Annotated in this window: 15 protein-coding genes; 9 read left to right on the forward strand and 6 right to left on the reverse strand. The window is 74.3% G+C overall.

Annotated features, from left to right (window positions below; translation table 11 throughout):
• Positions 1–145: 145 nt before the first annotated feature.
• Complete coding sequence (locus AQJ30_RS22480; protein ID WP_079084201.1) at positions 146–1,024, forward strand: rhomboid-like protein; 879 nt, start codon at positions 146–148, stop codon at positions 1,022–1,024.
• An 81-nt stretch (positions 1,025–1,105) separates the two neighbouring features.
• Here the strand turns inward: AQJ30_RS22480 and AQJ30_RS22485 are convergent, their stop codons facing one another.
• Positions 1,106–1,780, reverse strand: coding sequence for a GNAT family N-acetyltransferase (locus tag AQJ30_RS22485; protein ID WP_067236992.1), 675 nt, complete (start codon positions 1,778–1,780; stop codon positions 1,106–1,108).
• Between the two features lie 174 nt (positions 1,781–1,954).
• On the opposite strand from AQJ30_RS22485, the gene lon reads away from it, so the two are divergent.
• Complete coding sequence (gene lon, locus AQJ30_RS22490; RefSeq protein WP_067236994.1) at positions 1,955–4,378, forward strand: endopeptidase La; 2,424 nt, start codon at positions 1,955–1,957, stop codon at positions 4,376–4,378.
• 113 nt (positions 4,379–4,491) lie between these two features.
• Here lon and AQJ30_RS22495 read toward each other — a convergent pair whose 3' ends face one another.
• Positions 4,492–5,334: a lysozyme gene (locus AQJ30_RS22495; protein ID WP_067236997.1), complete on the reverse strand. Its 843-nt coding sequence runs from the start codon at positions 5,332–5,334 to the stop codon at positions 4,492–4,494.
• A gap of 251 nt (positions 5,335–5,585) precedes the next feature.
• Here AQJ30_RS22495 and AQJ30_RS22500 point away from each other — a divergent pair, with 251 nt between their 5' ends.
• Positions 5,586–6,092 (forward strand): MarR family winged helix-turn-helix transcriptional regulator, encoded by a 507-nt coding sequence (locus tag AQJ30_RS22500; protein WP_067236998.1) that lies wholly within the window; start codon positions 5,586–5,588, stop codon positions 6,090–6,092.
• Between the two features lie 46 nt (positions 6,093–6,138).
• Here the strand turns inward: AQJ30_RS22500 and AQJ30_RS22505 are convergent, their stop codons facing one another.
• Positions 6,139–6,927: a protein phosphatase 2C domain-containing protein gene (locus AQJ30_RS22505; RefSeq protein ID WP_067237001.1), complete on the reverse strand. Its 789-nt coding sequence runs from the start codon at positions 6,925–6,927 to the stop codon at positions 6,139–6,141.
• A 376-nt stretch (positions 6,928–7,303) separates the two neighbouring features.
• On the opposite strand from AQJ30_RS22505, the gene AQJ30_RS22510 reads away from it, so the two are divergent.
• From AQJ30_RS22510 to AQJ30_RS22530, 5 genes are read left to right on the forward strand one after another with little or no spacing between them, the layout of a single operon-like run.
• Entirely contained in the window at positions 7,304–10,189 is a 2,886-nt protein-coding gene (locus AQJ30_RS22510; RefSeq protein WP_245727016.1) for a sensor histidine kinase, read from the forward strand.
• A complete protein-coding gene (locus tag AQJ30_RS22515) occupies positions 10,186–10,689 on the forward strand; it encodes a roadblock/LC7 domain-containing protein (protein ID WP_067237003.1) in 504 nt (167 codons plus the stop codon). Before AQJ30_RS22510 ends, AQJ30_RS22515 begins: the two co-directional genes overlap by 4 nt.
• Positions 10,686–11,117, forward strand: a complete 432-nt coding sequence (locus AQJ30_RS22520; RefSeq protein WP_067237006.1) for a DUF742 domain-containing protein — start codon at positions 10,686–10,688, stop codon at positions 11,115–11,117. Before AQJ30_RS22515 ends, AQJ30_RS22520 begins: the two co-directional genes overlap by 4 nt.
• A complete protein-coding gene (locus AQJ30_RS22525; RefSeq protein WP_067237007.1) occupies positions 11,098–11,745 on the forward strand; it encodes a GTP-binding protein in 648 nt (215 codons plus the stop codon). The genes AQJ30_RS22520 and AQJ30_RS22525 overlap by 20 nt, the downstream gene beginning before the upstream one ends.
• A gap of 15 nt (positions 11,746–11,760) precedes the next feature.
• Positions 11,761–13,017: a styrene monooxygenase/indole monooxygenase family protein gene (locus AQJ30_RS22530; protein ID WP_067237009.1), complete on the forward strand. Its 1,257-nt coding sequence runs from the start codon at positions 11,761–11,763 to the stop codon at positions 13,015–13,017.
• Here the strand turns inward: AQJ30_RS22530 and AQJ30_RS22535 are convergent.
• Entirely contained in the window at positions 12,987–14,114 is a 1,128-nt protein-coding gene (locus AQJ30_RS22535; protein ID WP_067237011.1) for an alkene reductase, read from the reverse strand. The genes AQJ30_RS22530 and AQJ30_RS22535 overlap by 31 nt on opposite strands.
• A gap of 77 nt (positions 14,115–14,191) precedes the next feature.
• On the opposite strand from AQJ30_RS22535, the gene AQJ30_RS22540 reads away from it, so the two are divergent.
• On the forward strand, positions 14,192–14,611 hold the full coding sequence (locus AQJ30_RS22540) for a MerR family transcriptional regulator (RefSeq protein WP_067237014.1): 420 nt from the start codon (positions 14,192–14,194) through the stop codon (positions 14,609–14,611).
• Between the two features lie 122 nt (positions 14,612–14,733).
• On the opposite strand, the gene AQJ30_RS22545 is transcribed toward AQJ30_RS22540, so the two are convergent.
• Positions 14,734–15,873 (reverse strand): C40 family peptidase, encoded by a 1,140-nt coding sequence (locus AQJ30_RS22545; protein ID WP_067237017.1) that lies wholly within the window; start codon positions 15,871–15,873, stop codon positions 14,734–14,736.
• A gap of 104 nt (positions 15,874–15,977) precedes the next feature.
• Positions 15,978–16,283: a hypothetical protein gene (locus AQJ30_RS22550; protein WP_067237019.1), complete on the reverse strand. Its 306-nt coding sequence runs from the start codon at positions 16,281–16,283 to the stop codon at positions 15,978–15,980.
• Between the last annotated feature and the right edge of the window lie 13 nt (positions 16,284–16,296).

The raw sequence follows: 16,296 nt of genomic DNA on the forward strand, positions 1-16,296 counted from the left end.
TTGTGCACGTCATCCGAGTGGGGGAGGGAAGCCGTACGCGGAGCACCTTGAGAGGTTGCTGAGAATCGCCGGTGACGTGGCCGCGGTCACAGACAGCGGGCCCCCGCGCGGCGAAGGCTGGCGGGCAACGGAAGGAGCGCCTCAGGTGGAACGCACCGCACCGCCGGACCCGTCGCCCCGCGCGACCCCGCGGGTCCCCGCGCCCCCGCAGGCCCACGGACGCCCCCGCGCGCAGCTGGACGGGATGCCCCGCCAGTGGACCCCCGAGCGGGAACCCGGGCCGGGATCCGGCCCGGACCGGCCGACCGCGCCCGGCACCGGCCCCGCCCCGCGCGGCCCGAGCCCCTGGTACCTCCTGCCGACCCCCACCGCCACCCCCTTCACCTTCTGGTACGCCGTCGTCCTCGCCGTCACCTCCTGCGTCGCCACGTACGCCGACCCGGCCCTCGTGCACGCCCTGCACCAGGGCTCCAGCACGGACGTGGCCCACCTGCTGCGGGCCCCGGTGCCCGTGCTGGCGGCCAGCGCGCTGTGGGTGGCGGGCGGGTTCGTCTCACCGTTCGCCGTGGGGTTCGTGGTCGTGCTCACCGCACTGGAGCGACGCCTCGGCGCGCTGCGCACGGCCGCCGTGTTCGTCGCCGGGCACGCCCTGGCCACGCTGGCCACCGAGGGGCCGGTCGGCCTCGCGGTCCTCGCCGGCCACCTGCCCGGCACCTCGCTGCACCGCCTCGACTACGGCATCAGCTTCGGCGTCGCCGCGAGCGTGGGCGCCCTGTCCGGCCTGCTCGCGCCCTGGCTGCGCTGGCCGCTGCTGATCGCCTTCGGGGGCCTGCTGCTGCAGGACCTGGTCGCCTTCACCGACCCGCTGACCAACTGGGGCCACCTGATCGCCCTCGCGGTGGGCGTGGCCCTGTGGCCGACGGTGCGCGGGTGGCGGAGGGACCAGGAGGCGGCCACGGAACGGCGGGCGGGGCCGGGGCCCGGGCGGGCGGACCGGCCGACGGTGCGCGCCACGGCGGTGTAGGGGGCGACGGCCGCCCCGCCAAGCTCTGCCAGCTGCCGGGAAAGCGGTCCATCCGTCGTCCCCACCCGCGTGCTGGGGCCCCTAATCGCTCCCTTCCGCCCCGGTGAACTTGGCACTGGTCAAGACCGCCTCCACCCGCCAGCCCAGCGCCTCGTACAGCGCGCGCCCGTCCGGGGTGGCCGCCAGGACGCCGCGGTGCGCTCCCGTCGCGGCCGCCGTGGCCTGGAGACGCCGGACCACCAGGCCGCCCAGGCCCCGGCGCCGGTGGGCCGGGGCCGTCTCGATGCGGTCGACGACCGCCTGCGCGCCGGTCGGCACGATCTGGCCGCGGGCCGCGAGGGAGCCGTCCGGCGCGGTGACCAGGACCTTGGTCACGCCGCCCCGGGTCCAGTCGCGCACCGCGTAGCCGTCGGGCGGCGCGCCCCCGTCGTCGGGCACGGCGGCGGAGGGCGGTGCCAGCGGGACCGTCATCAGGTAGCCCGGCTCGGGGTCGACCCACCAGCCCGGGCCGAGCCACGCCGAGACGTCGGCGGGGTCCCGGAACGCCTTCAGCCAGATGCCCGGCCCGGTCACCTCGCCCGCGACCTTGCGCACGACGCTCTCCTCCACGCCCTCGCCGATCGCGCCGAGGACGTGCCGCGACACGTGCTGGACGTCCCCGACGTCGATGGTCACGCCCCACGGCCGCGGCTGCGGCGGTGCGGCCCCGCGCGAGACGACCCACCCGTCGACCCATGCCCGTACGATCTCGTGCACGCCCGCCTCCGTAACAACCCCAGAGCCTGTTCACCTCTTACAGGGCTGACGATATGCGCCCGCTCGCCCCCTTCCCCACCCTTGATCGCTCAGAGCGAACACGCCCCTGGGAACATTCGGAGGCTCATGTGCATTGAGTCGGCATAACTCAACTTGACTGCCGAAGGGGAGATCATGGCTGCTGAGTCCGCAGCGTTCACACCGCTCACCCTGCCTGTGCTGCCGCTCGACGACGAGGTGGTGCTGCCCGGGATGGTGGTTCCGCTGGACCTCAACGACGCCGACGTGCGCGCCGCGGTGGAGGCCGCCCAGGCCGCCGCCCGCTCCGAGCCCGGGAAGCCGAAGGTCCTCCTCGTCCCGCGCGTCGACGGCACCTACGCCGGCACCGGCGTGCTGGGCACGGTCGAGCAGGTGGGCCGGCTGGCCGACGGCGACCCCGGCGCCCTGATCCGCGGCCGCGGCCGCGTGAAGATCGGCGCGGGCACCACCGGCCCCGGCGCGGCGCTGTGGGTCGAGGGCACCCGGATCGACGAGTCCACCCCCGATCCGCTGCCCGGCCACGTCACCGACCTGGTCAAGGAGTACAAGGCCCTGGCCACCGCCTGGCTCCGCAAGCGCGGCGCCTGGCAGGTCGTCGACCGCGTGCAGGCCATCGACGACGTCTCCGCCCTCGCCGACAACTCCGGCTACTCGCCCTTCCTCACCACCGAGCAGAAGGTCGAGCTGCTGGAGACCGCCGACCCGGTGGCCCGTCTGAAGCTCGCCACCCAGCAGCTGCGCGACCACCTCGCCGAGCAGGACGTGGCCGAGACCATCGCCAAGGACGTCCAGGAGGGCGTCGACAAGCAGCAGCGCGAGTTCCTGCTGCGCCGCCAGCTGGAGGCCGTGCGCAAGGAGCTGCGCGAGCTCAACGGGGAGAAGGAGGGTGAGGAGTCCGACGACTACCGCGCCCGGGTGGAGGCCGCCGACCTGCCCGAGAAGGTCCGCGAGGCGGCCCTGAAGGAGGTCGACAAGCTGGAGCGGTCCAGCGACCAGTCCCCGGAGGGCTCCTGGATCCGCACCTGGCTGGACACCGTCCTCGAACTCCCGTGGAACGAACGGACCGAGGACGCCTACGACATCCAGGGCGCCAAGGCGGTCCTGGACGCCGAGCACTCCGGTCTCGAGGACGTCAAGGAGCGCATCACCGAGTACCTGGCCGTGCGCAAGCGGCGCGCGGACCGCGGCCTCGGCGTCGTCGGCGGCCGGCGCGGCGGTGCCGTGCTGGCGCTCGTCGGCCCGCCCGGCGTCGGCAAGACCTCGCTCGGCGAGTCGGTCGCCCACGCCATGGGCCGCAAGTTCGTCCGCGTCGCCCTCGGCGGCGTGCGCGACGAGGCCGAGATCCGCGGCCACCGCCGTACGTACGTCGGCGCGCTGCCCGGCCGGATCGTGCGGGCCGTCAAGGAGGCCGGGTCCATGAACCCGGTGGTCCTCCTCGACGAGATCGACAAGGTGGGCTCGGACTTCCGCGGCGACCCCGCGGCCGCGCTCCTGGAGGTGCTGGACCCCGCGCAGAACCACACGTTCCGCGACCACTACCTGGAGGTCGAGCTCGACCTCAGCGACGTGGTGTTCCTGGCCACGGCGAACGTCCTGGAGGCCATCCCGGAGGCCTTGCTCGACCGCATGGAGCTGGTCCGCCTGGACGGCTACACCGAGGACGAGAAGGTCGTCATCGCCCGCGACCACCTGCTCCCGCGCCAGCTGGAGCGGGCGGGCCTGGGCGAGGACGAGGTGACCCTGGACGAGAGCGCGCTGCGCAAGCTGGCCGGCGAGTACACCCGCGAGGCGGGCGTGCGCACCCTGGAGCGCTCCATCGCCCGGCTGCTGCGCAAGGTGGCCGCCCAGCACGAACTGGGGCAGCGGGAACTGCCGTTCACCCTCACGGACGCGGACCTGCGGCCCCTGATCGGCCGGCCGCACCACGTGCCGGAGTCGGCCCAGGACCCGGCCGAGCGCCGTACGGCGGTGCCGGGCGTGGCCACCGGCCTGGCAGTGACCGGGGCGGGCGGCGACGTGCTGTTCGTCGAGGCGTCGCTGGCCGACCCGGAGACGGGCGGTGCGGGGCTGACCCTGACCGGTCAGCTCGGTGACGTGATGAAGGAGTCGGCGCAGATCGCGCTGAGCTTCCTGCGCAGCCACGGCGCCGAACTGGAGCTGCCGGTCGCCGACCTGAAGGACCGGGGCGTGCACATCCACTTCCCGGCGGGCGCGGTCCCCAAGGACGGCCCGAGTGCCGGCATCACCATGACCACGGCGCTCGCGTCGCTGCTGTCGGGCCGTCTGGTCCGCACGGACGTGGCGATGACCGGCGAGGTCTCGCTGACCGGGCGGGTGCTGCCGATCGGCGGGGTGAAGCAGAAGCTGCTCGCCGCGCACCGGGCGGGGGTCACCACGGTGATCATCCCCAAGCGCAACGAGCCCGACCTGGACGACGTCCCGGCGGAGGTGCTGGACACGCTGGACGTCCACACCGTCACCGACGTGCGCCAGGTCCTGGAACTGGCGCTGGCCCCCGCCACCAGCGGGGCGGCGCCGGAGGTGCCGGCCGCCGCGTGACGGTGCCGGCCGGCCGGCGGAGGGCCCGGGTCCCCGTGCGGGGGTCCGGGCCTTCCCGGTGCCGGCCGGCCACCCCCGGCCGGCCCCGTCAGCCGCCGGCCGGCCGGTGGCGGTCAGCCGTTCGCCAGTGCCTGGACGCGGTCCAGGGCCCCGTTGAACTTGTCGTGGTCGCCGACCGTCGGGCCGGTGGAGGTGTACTGCCACATCGTGTAGTAGCCCCAGCCGGCCGGCAGGGTCCCCGGGTCGGCGGCGTAGCGGGCGATCCACAGCGGGTTGGTGGCGGCGAAGCCCGCGTAGTTGCCCGTGCACTGGGTCCACCAGCTGGTGGCGGTGTAGAGGACGGCGTCGCGGCCGGTGCGGGCCCGGTACTGGCTGAGGAAGTCGCGGATCCAGGTCACCATCGCGCTCTGGGTCTTGCCGTAGCAGGCGGCGCCGTACGGGTTCCACTCGATGTCGAGGACGCCGGGCAGGGTCCGGCCGTCGCGGGACCAGCCACCGCCGTGGTCCACGAAGTAGTTGGCCTGGGTCGCCCCGCCGGTGGTGTCCGGGGTGGCGAAGTGGTACGAGCCGCGGATCATGCCGACGTCGTAGGCGCCGTTGTACTGCTGGGCGAAGGACGTGTTCTGGTAGTACGTGCCTTCGGTCGCCTTGGTGTACGCCCAGCGCACCCCGCTGCCCCACAGGGTGGACCAGGCGACGTTGCCCTGGTGGCCGGAGACGTCGACGCCCTCCGTCTGGGTGGCGTCACCGGGGACCGGGGTGCCGCTGCTGCCGTCGTGGGCGAGGACGCCCATGCCCATCTCGGCGGAGCCGCGGGCGGGGACGGCCGCCGTGGCGGCGGAGGCGGGGGAGGCGGGCAGGAGCAGGGCGGTGAGGGCGGCGAGGGTGGTCAGGGTGGCCGCCAGGACGGCGGGGGCCGGTCTCGTGGGGGTGGCGCCGGATCGGTGCACGGGCATGACGTACCTCCGGGGAGTGGTGGGGGGAACGCGGATCTCGTGCGGGCGGTGCGCGGTCACCCGTCCGGCATGTATGGCGTGGTCATGCCAGGATGGGCCCGCGTCGACGACGCTACGCACGTAGAACGGCCCCTGAGAAGGGGGTCCGGGAGCTGCCGTTGGTCTACGCCTGCGAAATACTGGCGGAGCTGGGGCGATGGCCGGCAGTGGCGGAAACTTTCAGGTACGGGAAACCGGGCAGGGGTGCTGACGTGCACGACGACGCGAACGGCGACGCGAAGGACGCGGCGGACAGCGCCGTACGACGGGGCGGCCCGGCCGGCGGCGCGGACCCCGAGTTCCTCTCGCTGGAGCGGGAGTTGACGGTGCTGCTGCGCCGCGCCCGCGCCAGCCAGGGCGAGATGGCCCGCGAGGTCCACCCCGACCTGGAGCCCGCCGCGTACGGACTGCTCATCCGGCTGGACGAGCTGGGCCGCCAGCGCGCCACCGAACTGGCCGCCTACATCGGCGTCGGCAAGGCCACCATGTCCCGCCAGCTGCGCGCCCTGGAGGAGCTGGGCCTCCTCGCCCGCGAACCCGACCCCGCCGACGGCCGCGCCTGGCTGGTCGACCTCACCGAGGAGGGGCGCTCCCGGGTCGGCCGCGTGCGCGAGGCCCGCCGCGCCCGCTACGTCAGCCAGCTCGCCCACTGGGACCGCCGCGAGGTCGCCGAACTGGCCCGCCTGCTGCACCAGCTGAACCGGGTCATGGAGAAGTAGCGCCCCGGACGCGGCCCTTGCCGGCCGGCTCGACGGGGAGCCCGCCTCACAGCCGGGCGAACACCACCGTCGCGTCGTCGTGCGTCTTGCCGCGCCCCAGGAAGGTGCGGCTGTCCCGGTCGGCCCGCTCCCGTTCCCGCACCCGCCGCACCAGCGCGCGGGCACCCTCGTCGCGGACCAGGGCGAACAGGTCCGCCCAGTCGCCCTCGTGGAACATCTCCGCCCAGCGCGCCGCGCCGTCCGACAGCCCGGCCAGCGCGCGGACCCGGTCCCGGGGCAGGCTCCCGGTCACCGCCCGCTCCGCCACAGCCGGGTCCGCGGCCGCGGTGAAGAAGCCGCCCTCCTTGTTGCGCAGCCGGCCGTCCACGAACGCGGCGCTCACCAGCAGCGCGCGGGGCAGCCGGGCGAGCCGGTCGTCGAGCACCGGGGTGACCGCGCCGTCGGGGGCCTGGAGGAGCAGGGTGCAGTCGGAGAGCACCAGGTACTCGACCGCCTCCCCGGACCAGCGCGCGACCGCCACGGTTGCCTGCGGCGTGCGCGGGTGAGAAAGGTCACAGGTGGCCGCGTGGGCCGAGGCGGTACGGGAGATGGCGCGGGACAGGGCCTCGGCCAGGGGAACATCCGGGAGTGAAACGGTCAGTTCGGTCAGGGCCCCGCCCAGCCGCGCCGTGAACCAGGGGACCGAATGCAGACAGCCTGTCGCGTCCCTCGGCGGCGTCACGCCGTCGAGGACGACGAGCGAACCGCCCTGCCCGGAGGCGGGAAGCCCGACGCTCGCGAAGTCCTCGTTGGGGCAGGAGGCGTCCCCGGGCTCCGACACGAGTTCCGTATGCATCCGGCCAGTCTGCACGACCTCTTCACAGCCCCCGCGAAAGGCTTGCATCGGTCGCCCGTCGGGCGCACCGACGCAGGTCAGACGCCGGTTTTGGGCGGGAATGCAGGGCTCCGGGAAGGCGTGGCGGCGAATATTGCCAAAGCCCGCCGCCGACGTCCAACCGGCCCGCGGGGCAAGGCCGTCGCACACGCCAGAGGAACTTGCCCGCCAACTCCCCTCCGATGTTCACTCCTTCGGGTGGCGGCGCAGGCGATGAGCGATGACCGCCCACCGGCACTGGGAGGGTCGGGAACCGGAACCGTACCGGGGCGCGGGCGTCGTGTGACGGAGCGTCACCCGGACCCGATGGGTACACGAGTCAGGAATGCGAGCACCGGTGCAGAAAACGCGGCCTCGGCGCACAGGCAGGCAGCCGGCCCCCGAGGGGCAGGCGCAGACCCCCGTCGGCAAGGGCCGTCCGACCCACGTGCGCAACCGCCTGATCGTCGCGGTGGCCGTGGTGGCCGCCGCCGTCGTCGGCGCGGGCGCCCCCTCGGTCCTCGCCGCCTCCGGGCAGCTGAAGGACTCCCAGGACCTGGTGACCCTGGCCGAGCAGACCGAGGACGCCCTCGCGCTCGCCCAGTCGCTCGCCGACGAACGCGACGAGGTGACCTCCTACCTCGCGGCCGGACGCCCCAAGTCCGCGGCGCCGTCGGAGCAGAGCAGCGCCCGCGTGGACCGCCAGGTCGACGACCTGCGCGCCGACAGCGACACCCCGGCGGACCTGCGCGAGGACCTCGACGGCATCGCCGCCGTGCGCCGCGCGGCCCTCACCGGCCAGAGCACCGCCCTCCAGGCGCACCAGGCGTACTCGGCCGCCATCAGCGAACTGCACCGGCTCGCCCAGGACCTGGCCGAGCAGACGCCCTCCCGGGCGGGCTCCGGCGCGTACGCGCTCGCCGAGCTGGACACCGCCGTGCAGCAGGCGTCCGCCGCCCGCGGGCTGCTGCTCGCCGCCCTGAACGTGCCCTCGTCCACGGAGAGGGTGTACGACCCCGCCACCGGCGGCACCAGCACCTCCCGGACGTCCTCCAAGGCCGACGGCAAGCAGCGCGACGCGCTCACCGCCGCCGCCCAGCAGGCCCGGCTGCGCTCCGACGCGGCCCTCGCCGACTTCCACGCCATCGCGCCCAGGGCGGCGGTCGACACCTTCGACACCACCGTCACCGGCGGCGAGGTGGAGTCCGCCGAGAAGTACCTCGCCACCCTCACCGACCAGCCCGAGCTGAGCGACGACGACCTCGGCACCGGCACCGAGAAGCTGGACGCGGCGCTGTCCGCCCGCATCGACCTGATGCGCGGGGTGGAGTCCTCCCTCTACGACCGCCGCACCAAGGACCTCGCGGCGCTGCGGGACGACGACGTCACCGCGCTGGAGATCCGCGTCGCCGTCCTCGGCGTGCTGATGCTGGTCGCGGTCGGCGTCGCCACCGCCATGGCCCGCAGCCTGACCCGCCCGCTCTCGGCCGTCCGGCGCGGCGCGGCACGGCTGGCCGAGGCGGAGGACCCGACGGCGCAGGAGCCGGTGAAGTTCACCGGCCGCAACGACGAGTTCGCCCAGGTCGTCCGCTCCGTCAACGCCCTGCACGCGCACGCCGTCACCCTGCACGAGCGCATCGCCACCCTGGAGGCCGACCGCAAGCACCTGGTCGGGCAGCGGCAGAAGATGGCCGACGCCCGCGAGGACCTGCGCGCCGAACTCGCCGACTCCGCCGCCCAGCTGGAGCGGCTGCGCACCAGCATCGGCGGCACCTTCGTCAACCTCGCGCTGCGCACCCTCGGCCTGGTGGAGCGCCAGCTGTCGGTCATCGAGGGCCTGGAGGAGCGCGAGCAGGACCCCGAGCGACTGGCCACGCTGTTCAAGCTCGACCACTTCGCCACGGTCATGCGCCGGCACAGCGAGAACCTCCTGGTGCTGGCCGGCACCGAGCACGTCCAGCAGCACCCGGGTCCGGTGCCGCTGGTGGACGTGGTCCGCGCCGCGGTCAGCGAGATCGAGCGCTACGAACGCGTCCGCATCGCCGCCCTGCCCCCGCACGCCCACCTGGTCGGCTTCGCCGCGGACGACCTGAGCCACCTGCTCGCCGAACTCCTGGAGAACGCCAGCTCGTTCTCGCCGCCGGACCTGCCCGTCGAGGTCTCCGGCTGGCTCCTGGAGAACGGCGAGGTGATGCTCTCCGTCCAGGACGAGGGCATCGGCATGACCGAGGAGCGCCTGACCCGCCTCAACGCCCGCCTGTCCGCCTTCGACCCGGAGTCGCCGTACGACCAGGAGGGCGAGGAGGGCCTCGGCCTCGGGCTGTACGTCGTGGCCCGCCTCGCGCACCGGCACGGGGTGCGGGTGCAGCTGCGCGACCAGAAACAGGGCGGCATCGCGGCGGTCGTCGTCCTGCCCACCGGACTGCTCGCCACCGCCCCGGCGGCCGCGGTGCCGCCGGCCGCGCACAGTGCGTCCGGCACCCAGACGTTCTCCCTGCCCGGCGCCGACGCGGAGGCCAACTCCAACGTCCTGCACGGCCGGACCCACACCGACCCCCTGGTGGCCCTGGCCGAGAAGGCGACCCGCGACGCCCCCGTGAAGCCGAAGGAGGCCCCGGCCGAGACCACGATGGAACTCCTGCTCCCGGGCGCGCCCGAGGACGCCGAGGCCGGGCACGAGACCGAGCAGGAGAGCCGGACGGGCACCGGGCAGGAGACCCAGTCGGGCACCGGGCAGGAGACCGAGCGGGGGGCCGGGCCGGACACCGACGCGGCGCCCGACCGGGAGCCCGACGCGGGCCACCGCACCGCGCGGGCCCCGGAGTCCGGGGCGGCGGAGCACCCGCACGCGGATTCCTCGCATGCCACGGACCCCGCACCCGCCGGCGCCGCGGGCGACACCGAGGGCGACACCGGGGCGGAGACCACGGCCGGGGACGAGCACGGCCGCACCGCCGACGGAGCGCCCGAGGAGGACGACCCCGTCACCGCCAAGGGACTGCCCAAGCGCACCCCCCGGATCACCGCCCCGGCCCAGGCCCCGCGCCAGCGCACCGCGTCCGTCGACGCCGACGCCCTGCGCCGCAGACTCGGCGGCTTCCGCACGGGCGCGCAGGCCGGTTACCGGGACGCCGAGGCCGAACTCACGGAACGCACCGACCGCGCCGGTGCGGCCGACGGGGCCGGCCGGGCCGTACACGCCGAGGACACCACGGGGGGAACAGTCGAGGAGGCAAGCAGTTGACCGCGCCCAGTACCTTCGGACTGAGCAGTGAAGCACGCAATCTGCACTGGCTGTTGACCAATCTCGTCGAGGAGGTGCCGGGCATCCAGTCGGTCGCGGTGGTCTCCTCCGACGGCCTGCTCCTGCTCTCCTCGGACCCGGGTCGCAACGAGGAGGCCCGCGAGGCCCGCACGGCGAAACCCGCCGGCCCGCGCGGCTCCGCCGCCGACCTGGCCACGATCGTCTCGGGCATCGGCAGCCTGACCGTCGGCGCCGCCAAGCTCATGGAGTTCGGCGGGGTCAAGCACACGATGGTCGCGATGGACGAGGGCAGCCTGTTCGTCATGTCGATCAGCGACGGGTCCCTGCTCGGCGTCCACGGCTCCGCGGACTGCGACATGAGCGTGGTGGCGTACCACATGGCGCTGTTCGTGGGCCGCGCCGGCCACGTGCTGACGCCCGAACTGCGCAGCGAGCTGCGCCAGTCCCTGCAGTCCGAGTCGGCGGGGAGCACCCGATGACCGCGCAGCCCACCCCGCCGCAGGGCGGCAGGAACCAGCTCCCGGTCCGCGGCGGCGACCGCAAGCCCGCCCGGGTGCGCCCCTACTCGCTCACCGGCGGCCGCACCCGCTTCGGCCACGTCCTGCTGGTGGAGACGTTCGTGGCGGCCCTGGAGGCCCCCGAGGAGCGCAAGGAACTGACGAACGGCTCGCTGCGCACGACGGTCATGCCGGAGATGCGGGCCATCGTCGAACTGTGCCGCCGCATGCGGACGGTGGCCGAGATCGCCGCGCTGCTGAAGATGCCGCTCGGCGTGGTCCGGGTGCTGCTCAGCGACCTCGCGGACCAGGGAAAGATCAGGGTGTACGGCACGGGAACCGGTCACGGCACGGGCCGGCCGGACCGGGCCCTGCTGGAAAGGGTGCTGAGTGGACTCCGTCGTCTCTGACGCCGCTCGCGGCGTCTCCCCGCGCGTCGAGGTCGTGGAGCCCGACGAGAACCTGATGGCCTGGGAGACGGACCGGACCCGCGCCCCCATCGCCACCAAGATCGTCGTGGCCGGTGGCTTCGGCGTCGGCAAGACCACGCTGGTCACCGCCGTCTCGGAGATCACGCCCCTCCAGACGGAGGCGCTGATGACCGAGGCGAGCGAGGACCACGACGACCTCACCGCCACGCCGCAGAAGCTGACCACCACGGTGGCCATGGACTTCGGCCGCATCACCCTCGACGACGACCTGGTGCTCTACCTGTTCGGCACGCCGGGCCAGCAGCGGTTCTGGTTCATGTGGGACGACCTGGTGCGCGGCGCGATCGGCGCGGTCGTGATGGCCGACACCCGGCGGCTGAAGGACTGCTTCCCGGCGCTCGACTACTTCGAGAGCTGCGGCCTGCCCTACGTCGTCGCGGTCAACCACTTCGACGGCAGTGAGCTCTTCGAGCCGGAGGACGTGCGCGAGGCCCTGACGATCCCCGCGCACATACCTGTCATGATCATGGATGCGCGGCGCCGGATCTCGGTGATCGAGACCCTCCTGGCCCTCGTCGGCCACGCGCTCGACGAAACCCCCGAGTAGGAGACAACACCCCGCATGCGGAAGATACTCGTCGTCGGAGCCGGCCAGTCCGGACTCCAGATAGCCCTCGGCCTCCAGTCGCACGGGTACGAGGTCACCCTGATGTCCAACCGGACCGCGGACGAGATCCGCTCCGGCCGGGTGATGTCGACGCAGTGCATGTTCGACACCGCGCTCCAGCACGAGCGCGACCTCCAGCTGAACTTCTGGGAGTCCCAGGCCCCGAAGATCGAGGGCCTCGGCGTGTCCGTGGCCGCCCCCGGCTCGCACGACCCCGGCCCCACCCAGCGCGCGATCGACTGGGTCGGCGAACTGGACGGCTACGCGCAGTCCGTCGACCAGCGGGTGAAGATGGCGGGCTGGATGGACACCTTCGCCCAGCGCGGCGGCCAGCTGGTGATCCACGGCGCGGCCGTCTCCGACCTCGACTACTTCTCCCGCACCTACGACCTCGTGCTGGTCTCGGCCGGCAAGGGCGAGCTGGTGTCGATGTTCGCCCGCGACCCCGAGCGCTCCCCGTACAGCGAGCCGCAGCGGGCCCTCGCGGTGGCCTACGTGCACGGCCTGGGCCCGCGCCCGGAGCACCCGGACATGGACGCCGTGCGCTGCAACCTGGTGCCGGGCGTCGGCGAGCTGTTCGTGATGCCGACCCTCACGCTCTCCGGCCGGGCGGACATCCTGTTCTGGGAGGGCATCCCGGGCGGCCCGCTGGACGTGTTCAAGGGCGTCAAGGACCCCGGGGAGCACCTCGCCCTCACGCTGGAGCTGATGGAGAAGTTCACGCCCTGGGAGTACGCGCGGGCCACCAAGGTCGAACTGACCGACGCGGGCGGCACGCTGTCCGGCCGCTACGCCCCGACCGTGCGCAACCCGATCGGCCGGCTGCCCGGCGGCGGCCTGGTCCTCGGCGTCGCGGACGTGGTCGTCGCCAACGACCCGATCACCGGCCAGGGCTCCAACTCGGCGTCCAAGTGCGCCGCCACCTACCTCGCCTCGATCCTCGAGCACGGCGAGAAGGAGTTCGACGAGACCTGGATGCGGGCCACCTTCGACCGCTACTGGGACACCGCCCAGCACGTCACCAAGTGGACCAACGCGATGCTCGCCCCGCCGCCGGAGCACATCGTGAACCTCCTCGGCGCCGCCGGCCAGCTCCCCCCGGTCGCCCACCGCATCGCCAACGCCTTCAACGACCCGGCCGACTTCGAGAACTTCTTCTACGAGCCGGAGAAGACCTCGGCCTACCTGGCGTCGGTGTCCGGGGCCGCCTGACGGGACGGGGACCCGGCCGGCAGCGCCGGGTAGTCCGTGTAGCCCTCCTCGCCGCCCGTGTACATCAGGTACGCCTCCCTGACCGCGTTCAGGGGGGCGCCGGTGCGGAGCCGGGTCACCAGGTCCGGGTTGGCGAGGAAGGAGCGGCCCAGGGCGACCAGGTCGGCGCCCGCCGCGAGGAGCCGTTCGCTCGCGGGCAGGGGCGGCTCGTCCAGGGCCAGCCGCGGGTTGGCGACCAGGGCGCCCGGCCACAGGCGGCGCAGCTCGGCGAACAGCGGCACGTCGGGGTCGGCGTACCCGAGGTGCAGGTAGGCCAGTCCGCTGTCCGCCAGGGCCTCCACGAGCGTCGGGTAGAGGAGCGCCGTGTCGCCCTCCGCGATGCCGTTGACGGTGTTGCCGGGGGAGACGCGCAGGCCCACCCGCTCGGGCCCGATCGCGTCGGCGACGGCCTCCACCACCTCCACCACGAACCGGATGCGCGCGGTGACCGGCCCGCCGTAGGCGTCGGTGCGGCGGTTGGTGTTCTCCGCCAGGAACTGGTGCAGCAGGTGCCCGTTGGCCGAGTGGACCTCCACGCCCTCGAAGCCCGCGTCCAGCGCGTTGCGGGCGGCGCGAGCGAAGTCGGCGGCGGTCGCGCGGATGTCGGCGGCGCTCATCTCGCGCGGCACGACGGAGGCCTGCCGCCCGCTCGGGGTGTGCAGCGTCTCGGGCAGCGGCACCGGTGACGGGGCGACGGGCGTCAGTCCGCTGGTCTCGGGGTGCCCGACCCGCCCGCCGTGCTGGAGCTGCAGCACCATCCGCCCGCCGGCCGCGCGCACCGCGTCGGTGACGCGCCGCCATCCGGCCACCTGCGCGGCGGTGTGGATGCCGGGGATGTGCGGGTACGTCTGCCCGACCGCGTTGGGCGTCGCGGCCTCGGCGATGATCAGTCCGGCGGAGGCGCGCTGCGCGTAGTAGGTGCTCATGACGGCCGAGGGCACGCCGTCCGCCTCCGCGCGGTTGCGGGTCAGCGGGGCCATCACCAGCCGGTTGGGCAGCTCCAGCGGGCCGAGCCGGGCCGGCCGGAAGAGGGCGGATTCCGTGGTCGTGTGCGTCATGGCCGTACCGTAGAAGCTGACACCGGTGTGAGGATCAAGCCCGGACCGGCGGTACGGCAGCGGACGGGGTGGGGGCCATGCGGATCGGTGAACTCGCGCGGCGCAGCGGCGTGTCCGAGCGTTCCCTGCGCTACTACGAGCAGCAGGGCCTGCTCTCCGCCGAGCGCACGCCCGGCGGGCACCGCGCGTACGGCGAGTGGGCGGTGGACCGCGTGGTGCGGATCCAGACCCTGTACGCGGCCGGCCTGAACAGCCGGACCATCGCCCGGCTGCTGCCGTGCATGCGGGACGCCGACGGCGGCCCCAACGAGCGCGCCGACGGCAAGCTGGTCGAGGAACTCCTCGCGGAACGCGCCCGCATCGACCGCGTCATGGCCGACCTGGCCCGCTCCCGCGAGGTCCTCGACGAGGCGATCGACACGGCGGCGACGGGACTGCGCTCCCACCCGGGCCCGACGACGGGGCGCCCCCCGCACCCGGCCTCGGCCACGGACTGAACCCCTGCCGAAGCTCGGCTCGCACCGGACGCGGCTGCCAGGGCGTAGGGGACTCCCCGCGGGCCACGGCGGGCTCCACGGCGGCTCCCGATCCGGCCGCCGCCGCGGACGCCCGTCTCCTCCTACTCCGGCACCGCGGCCGACGCGTAGCCCTCGTCACCGCCGGTCGGCGTGGCCGCGGGGAGCTTCGGCGGGGTGTAGTGGGGGAGGGGCCTGGCGTGCGGGTCGGGGCGTACGGCGCCGAGGACCGGGTTGGCCGCGAGCGGGGAGACCTTCACCCGGGCGCCGGGGCGGGGCGCCTGCACCACCAGGCCGTCGCCGAGGTACAGCGCCACGTGCGTGGCCTCGGGGAAGTACACCACCAGGTCGCCGGGCCGCAGCGCGTCCAGCGGGACGCGGGGCAGCTTCGCCCACTGCTCCTGGCTGGTGCGCGGGATCGGCGTCCCGGCCCGGTCCCAGGCCCACGAGGTCAGCCCCGAGCAGTCGTACGAGCGCGGCCCCTCGGCACCCCACTGGTACGGCTTGCCGAGCTGGCGGACCGCGTTGCGCACCGCGCGTTCGCCCTCGGCGGTCGGCTTGCCGTCGTCCTCGCCGAGCGCACCGGAGTCCTCCAGCTCGCGCTGCCGCTCGTCGGTCCCGGTGCGCTCCAGCTCCGCCACCGCGTGCAGCTGCTCCGCGCTGAGCGAGGCGACCATCTCCTCGACGTCGGCGAGCCGCCGGCGCACGTCGTCGCGCTCCTTCTTCCGCCGTTCGGTGAGGGTGATCCGCGCGTCGAGGGCGGCGCGGGCCTTGCGGGTCAGCTCGTCGCGGCGGCGCTCGTCACCGGCCAGCCGGGCCGTCGTACCGGCCCGTTCGCGGGCGACCTGGTCGATCACGTGGCCCTGGTCGACGGCGTGCTGCGGGTCGCGCGCGAGCAGCAGCCGCAGGTAGGGCGAGAGGTCGCTGCTGGACTGGTACTGGCGGCGGGCGAGCCGGCCGGCCGCGCTGCGGCTGTCGTCCAACGCGAGCCGCGCCCTCGTCAGTTGATCGTCCAGCCGGGCCACCTCGGCGCGCTTGCGCCGCAGTTGCTCCTCGGTGGCGTTGTAGGCCTCGGTGGCCCGTTCGGCGTCCCGGTACAGCTTCTGAAGGTCCGTCAGCAGCTCGGCCACGGACGGCTCCGCGGACCCGTCCGGCTCCGGTACGGCGACGGCGGCCCCGGGGAGCAGGGCGACCTGCGTGGCGAGCGCCGCCGTACAGACCAGGCGCAGCAGCCTTCCTGACACGTCATCACCTCCGCGCCGGGGTGGCCCCTCCACCCCGCACGGCGAGCATCACCACGCTCCGGCCCGTCCCGCGCGCCGAGTGTGCGCGGTTCGGCGCAACCGGGTCACCCGTGCGGGTCGTCCGGCTTGCCGTCCGGCGTGGCAGCGGGCTTCGACCAGGGCCAGCGCACCCGGTGGCCGCGGGTGTCGCCGGAGGGGTCGAAGGCGTACTTCCAGCCGCGCGGCAGGCCGAGCCGCTTGCTGTGCCCGCGCGGCTCGCGCCGGTAGACCAGCACGGTCGGCGGCCCGCCCGCCGCGTCGGGCACGGGGATGCGGTAGGTCTTCGGCGGCTGGCCGGTGGGGCCGACCAGCACGGGCAGGACGCGCCCGTCCATGGGGCCGCCCTCGAAGGGGGTGTCTTCGCTCTTCACGCCACCAGTGTCG

Source organism: Streptomyces longwoodensis (assembly GCF_001514125.1).
Classification (GTDB): domain Bacteria; phylum Actinomycetota; class Actinomycetes; order Streptomycetales; family Streptomycetaceae; genus Streptomyces; species Streptomyces longwoodensis.

Bases quoted from the DNA above. Each gene is read 5' to 3' on its own strand.
- AQJ30_RS22530 (WP_067237009.1), top strand. From the start codon at position 11,761: ATGCGGAAGATACTCGTCGTCGGAGCCGGCCAGTCCGGACTCCAGATA.
- lon (WP_067236994.1), top strand. From the start codon at position 1,955: ATGGCTGCTGAGTCCGCAGCGTTCACACCGCTCACCCTGCCTGTGCTG.
- AQJ30_RS22535 (WP_067237011.1), bottom strand. From the start codon at position 14,114: ATGACGCACACGACCACGGAATCCGCCCTCTTCCGGCCGGCCCGGCTC.
- AQJ30_RS22540 (WP_067237014.1), top strand. From the start codon at position 14,192: ATGCGGATCGGTGAACTCGCGCGGCGCAGCGGCGTGTCCGAGCGTTCC.
- AQJ30_RS22505 (WP_067237001.1), bottom strand. From the start codon at position 6,927: ATGCATACGGAACTCGTGTCGGAGCCCGGGGACGCCTCCTGCCCCAAC.
- AQJ30_RS22520 (WP_067237006.1), top strand. From the start codon at position 10,686: ATGACCGCGCAGCCCACCCCGCCGCAGGGCGGCAGGAACCAGCTCCCG.
- AQJ30_RS22495 (WP_067236997.1), bottom strand. From the start codon at position 5,334: ATGCCCGTGCACCGATCCGGCGCCACCCCCACGAGACCGGCCCCCGCC.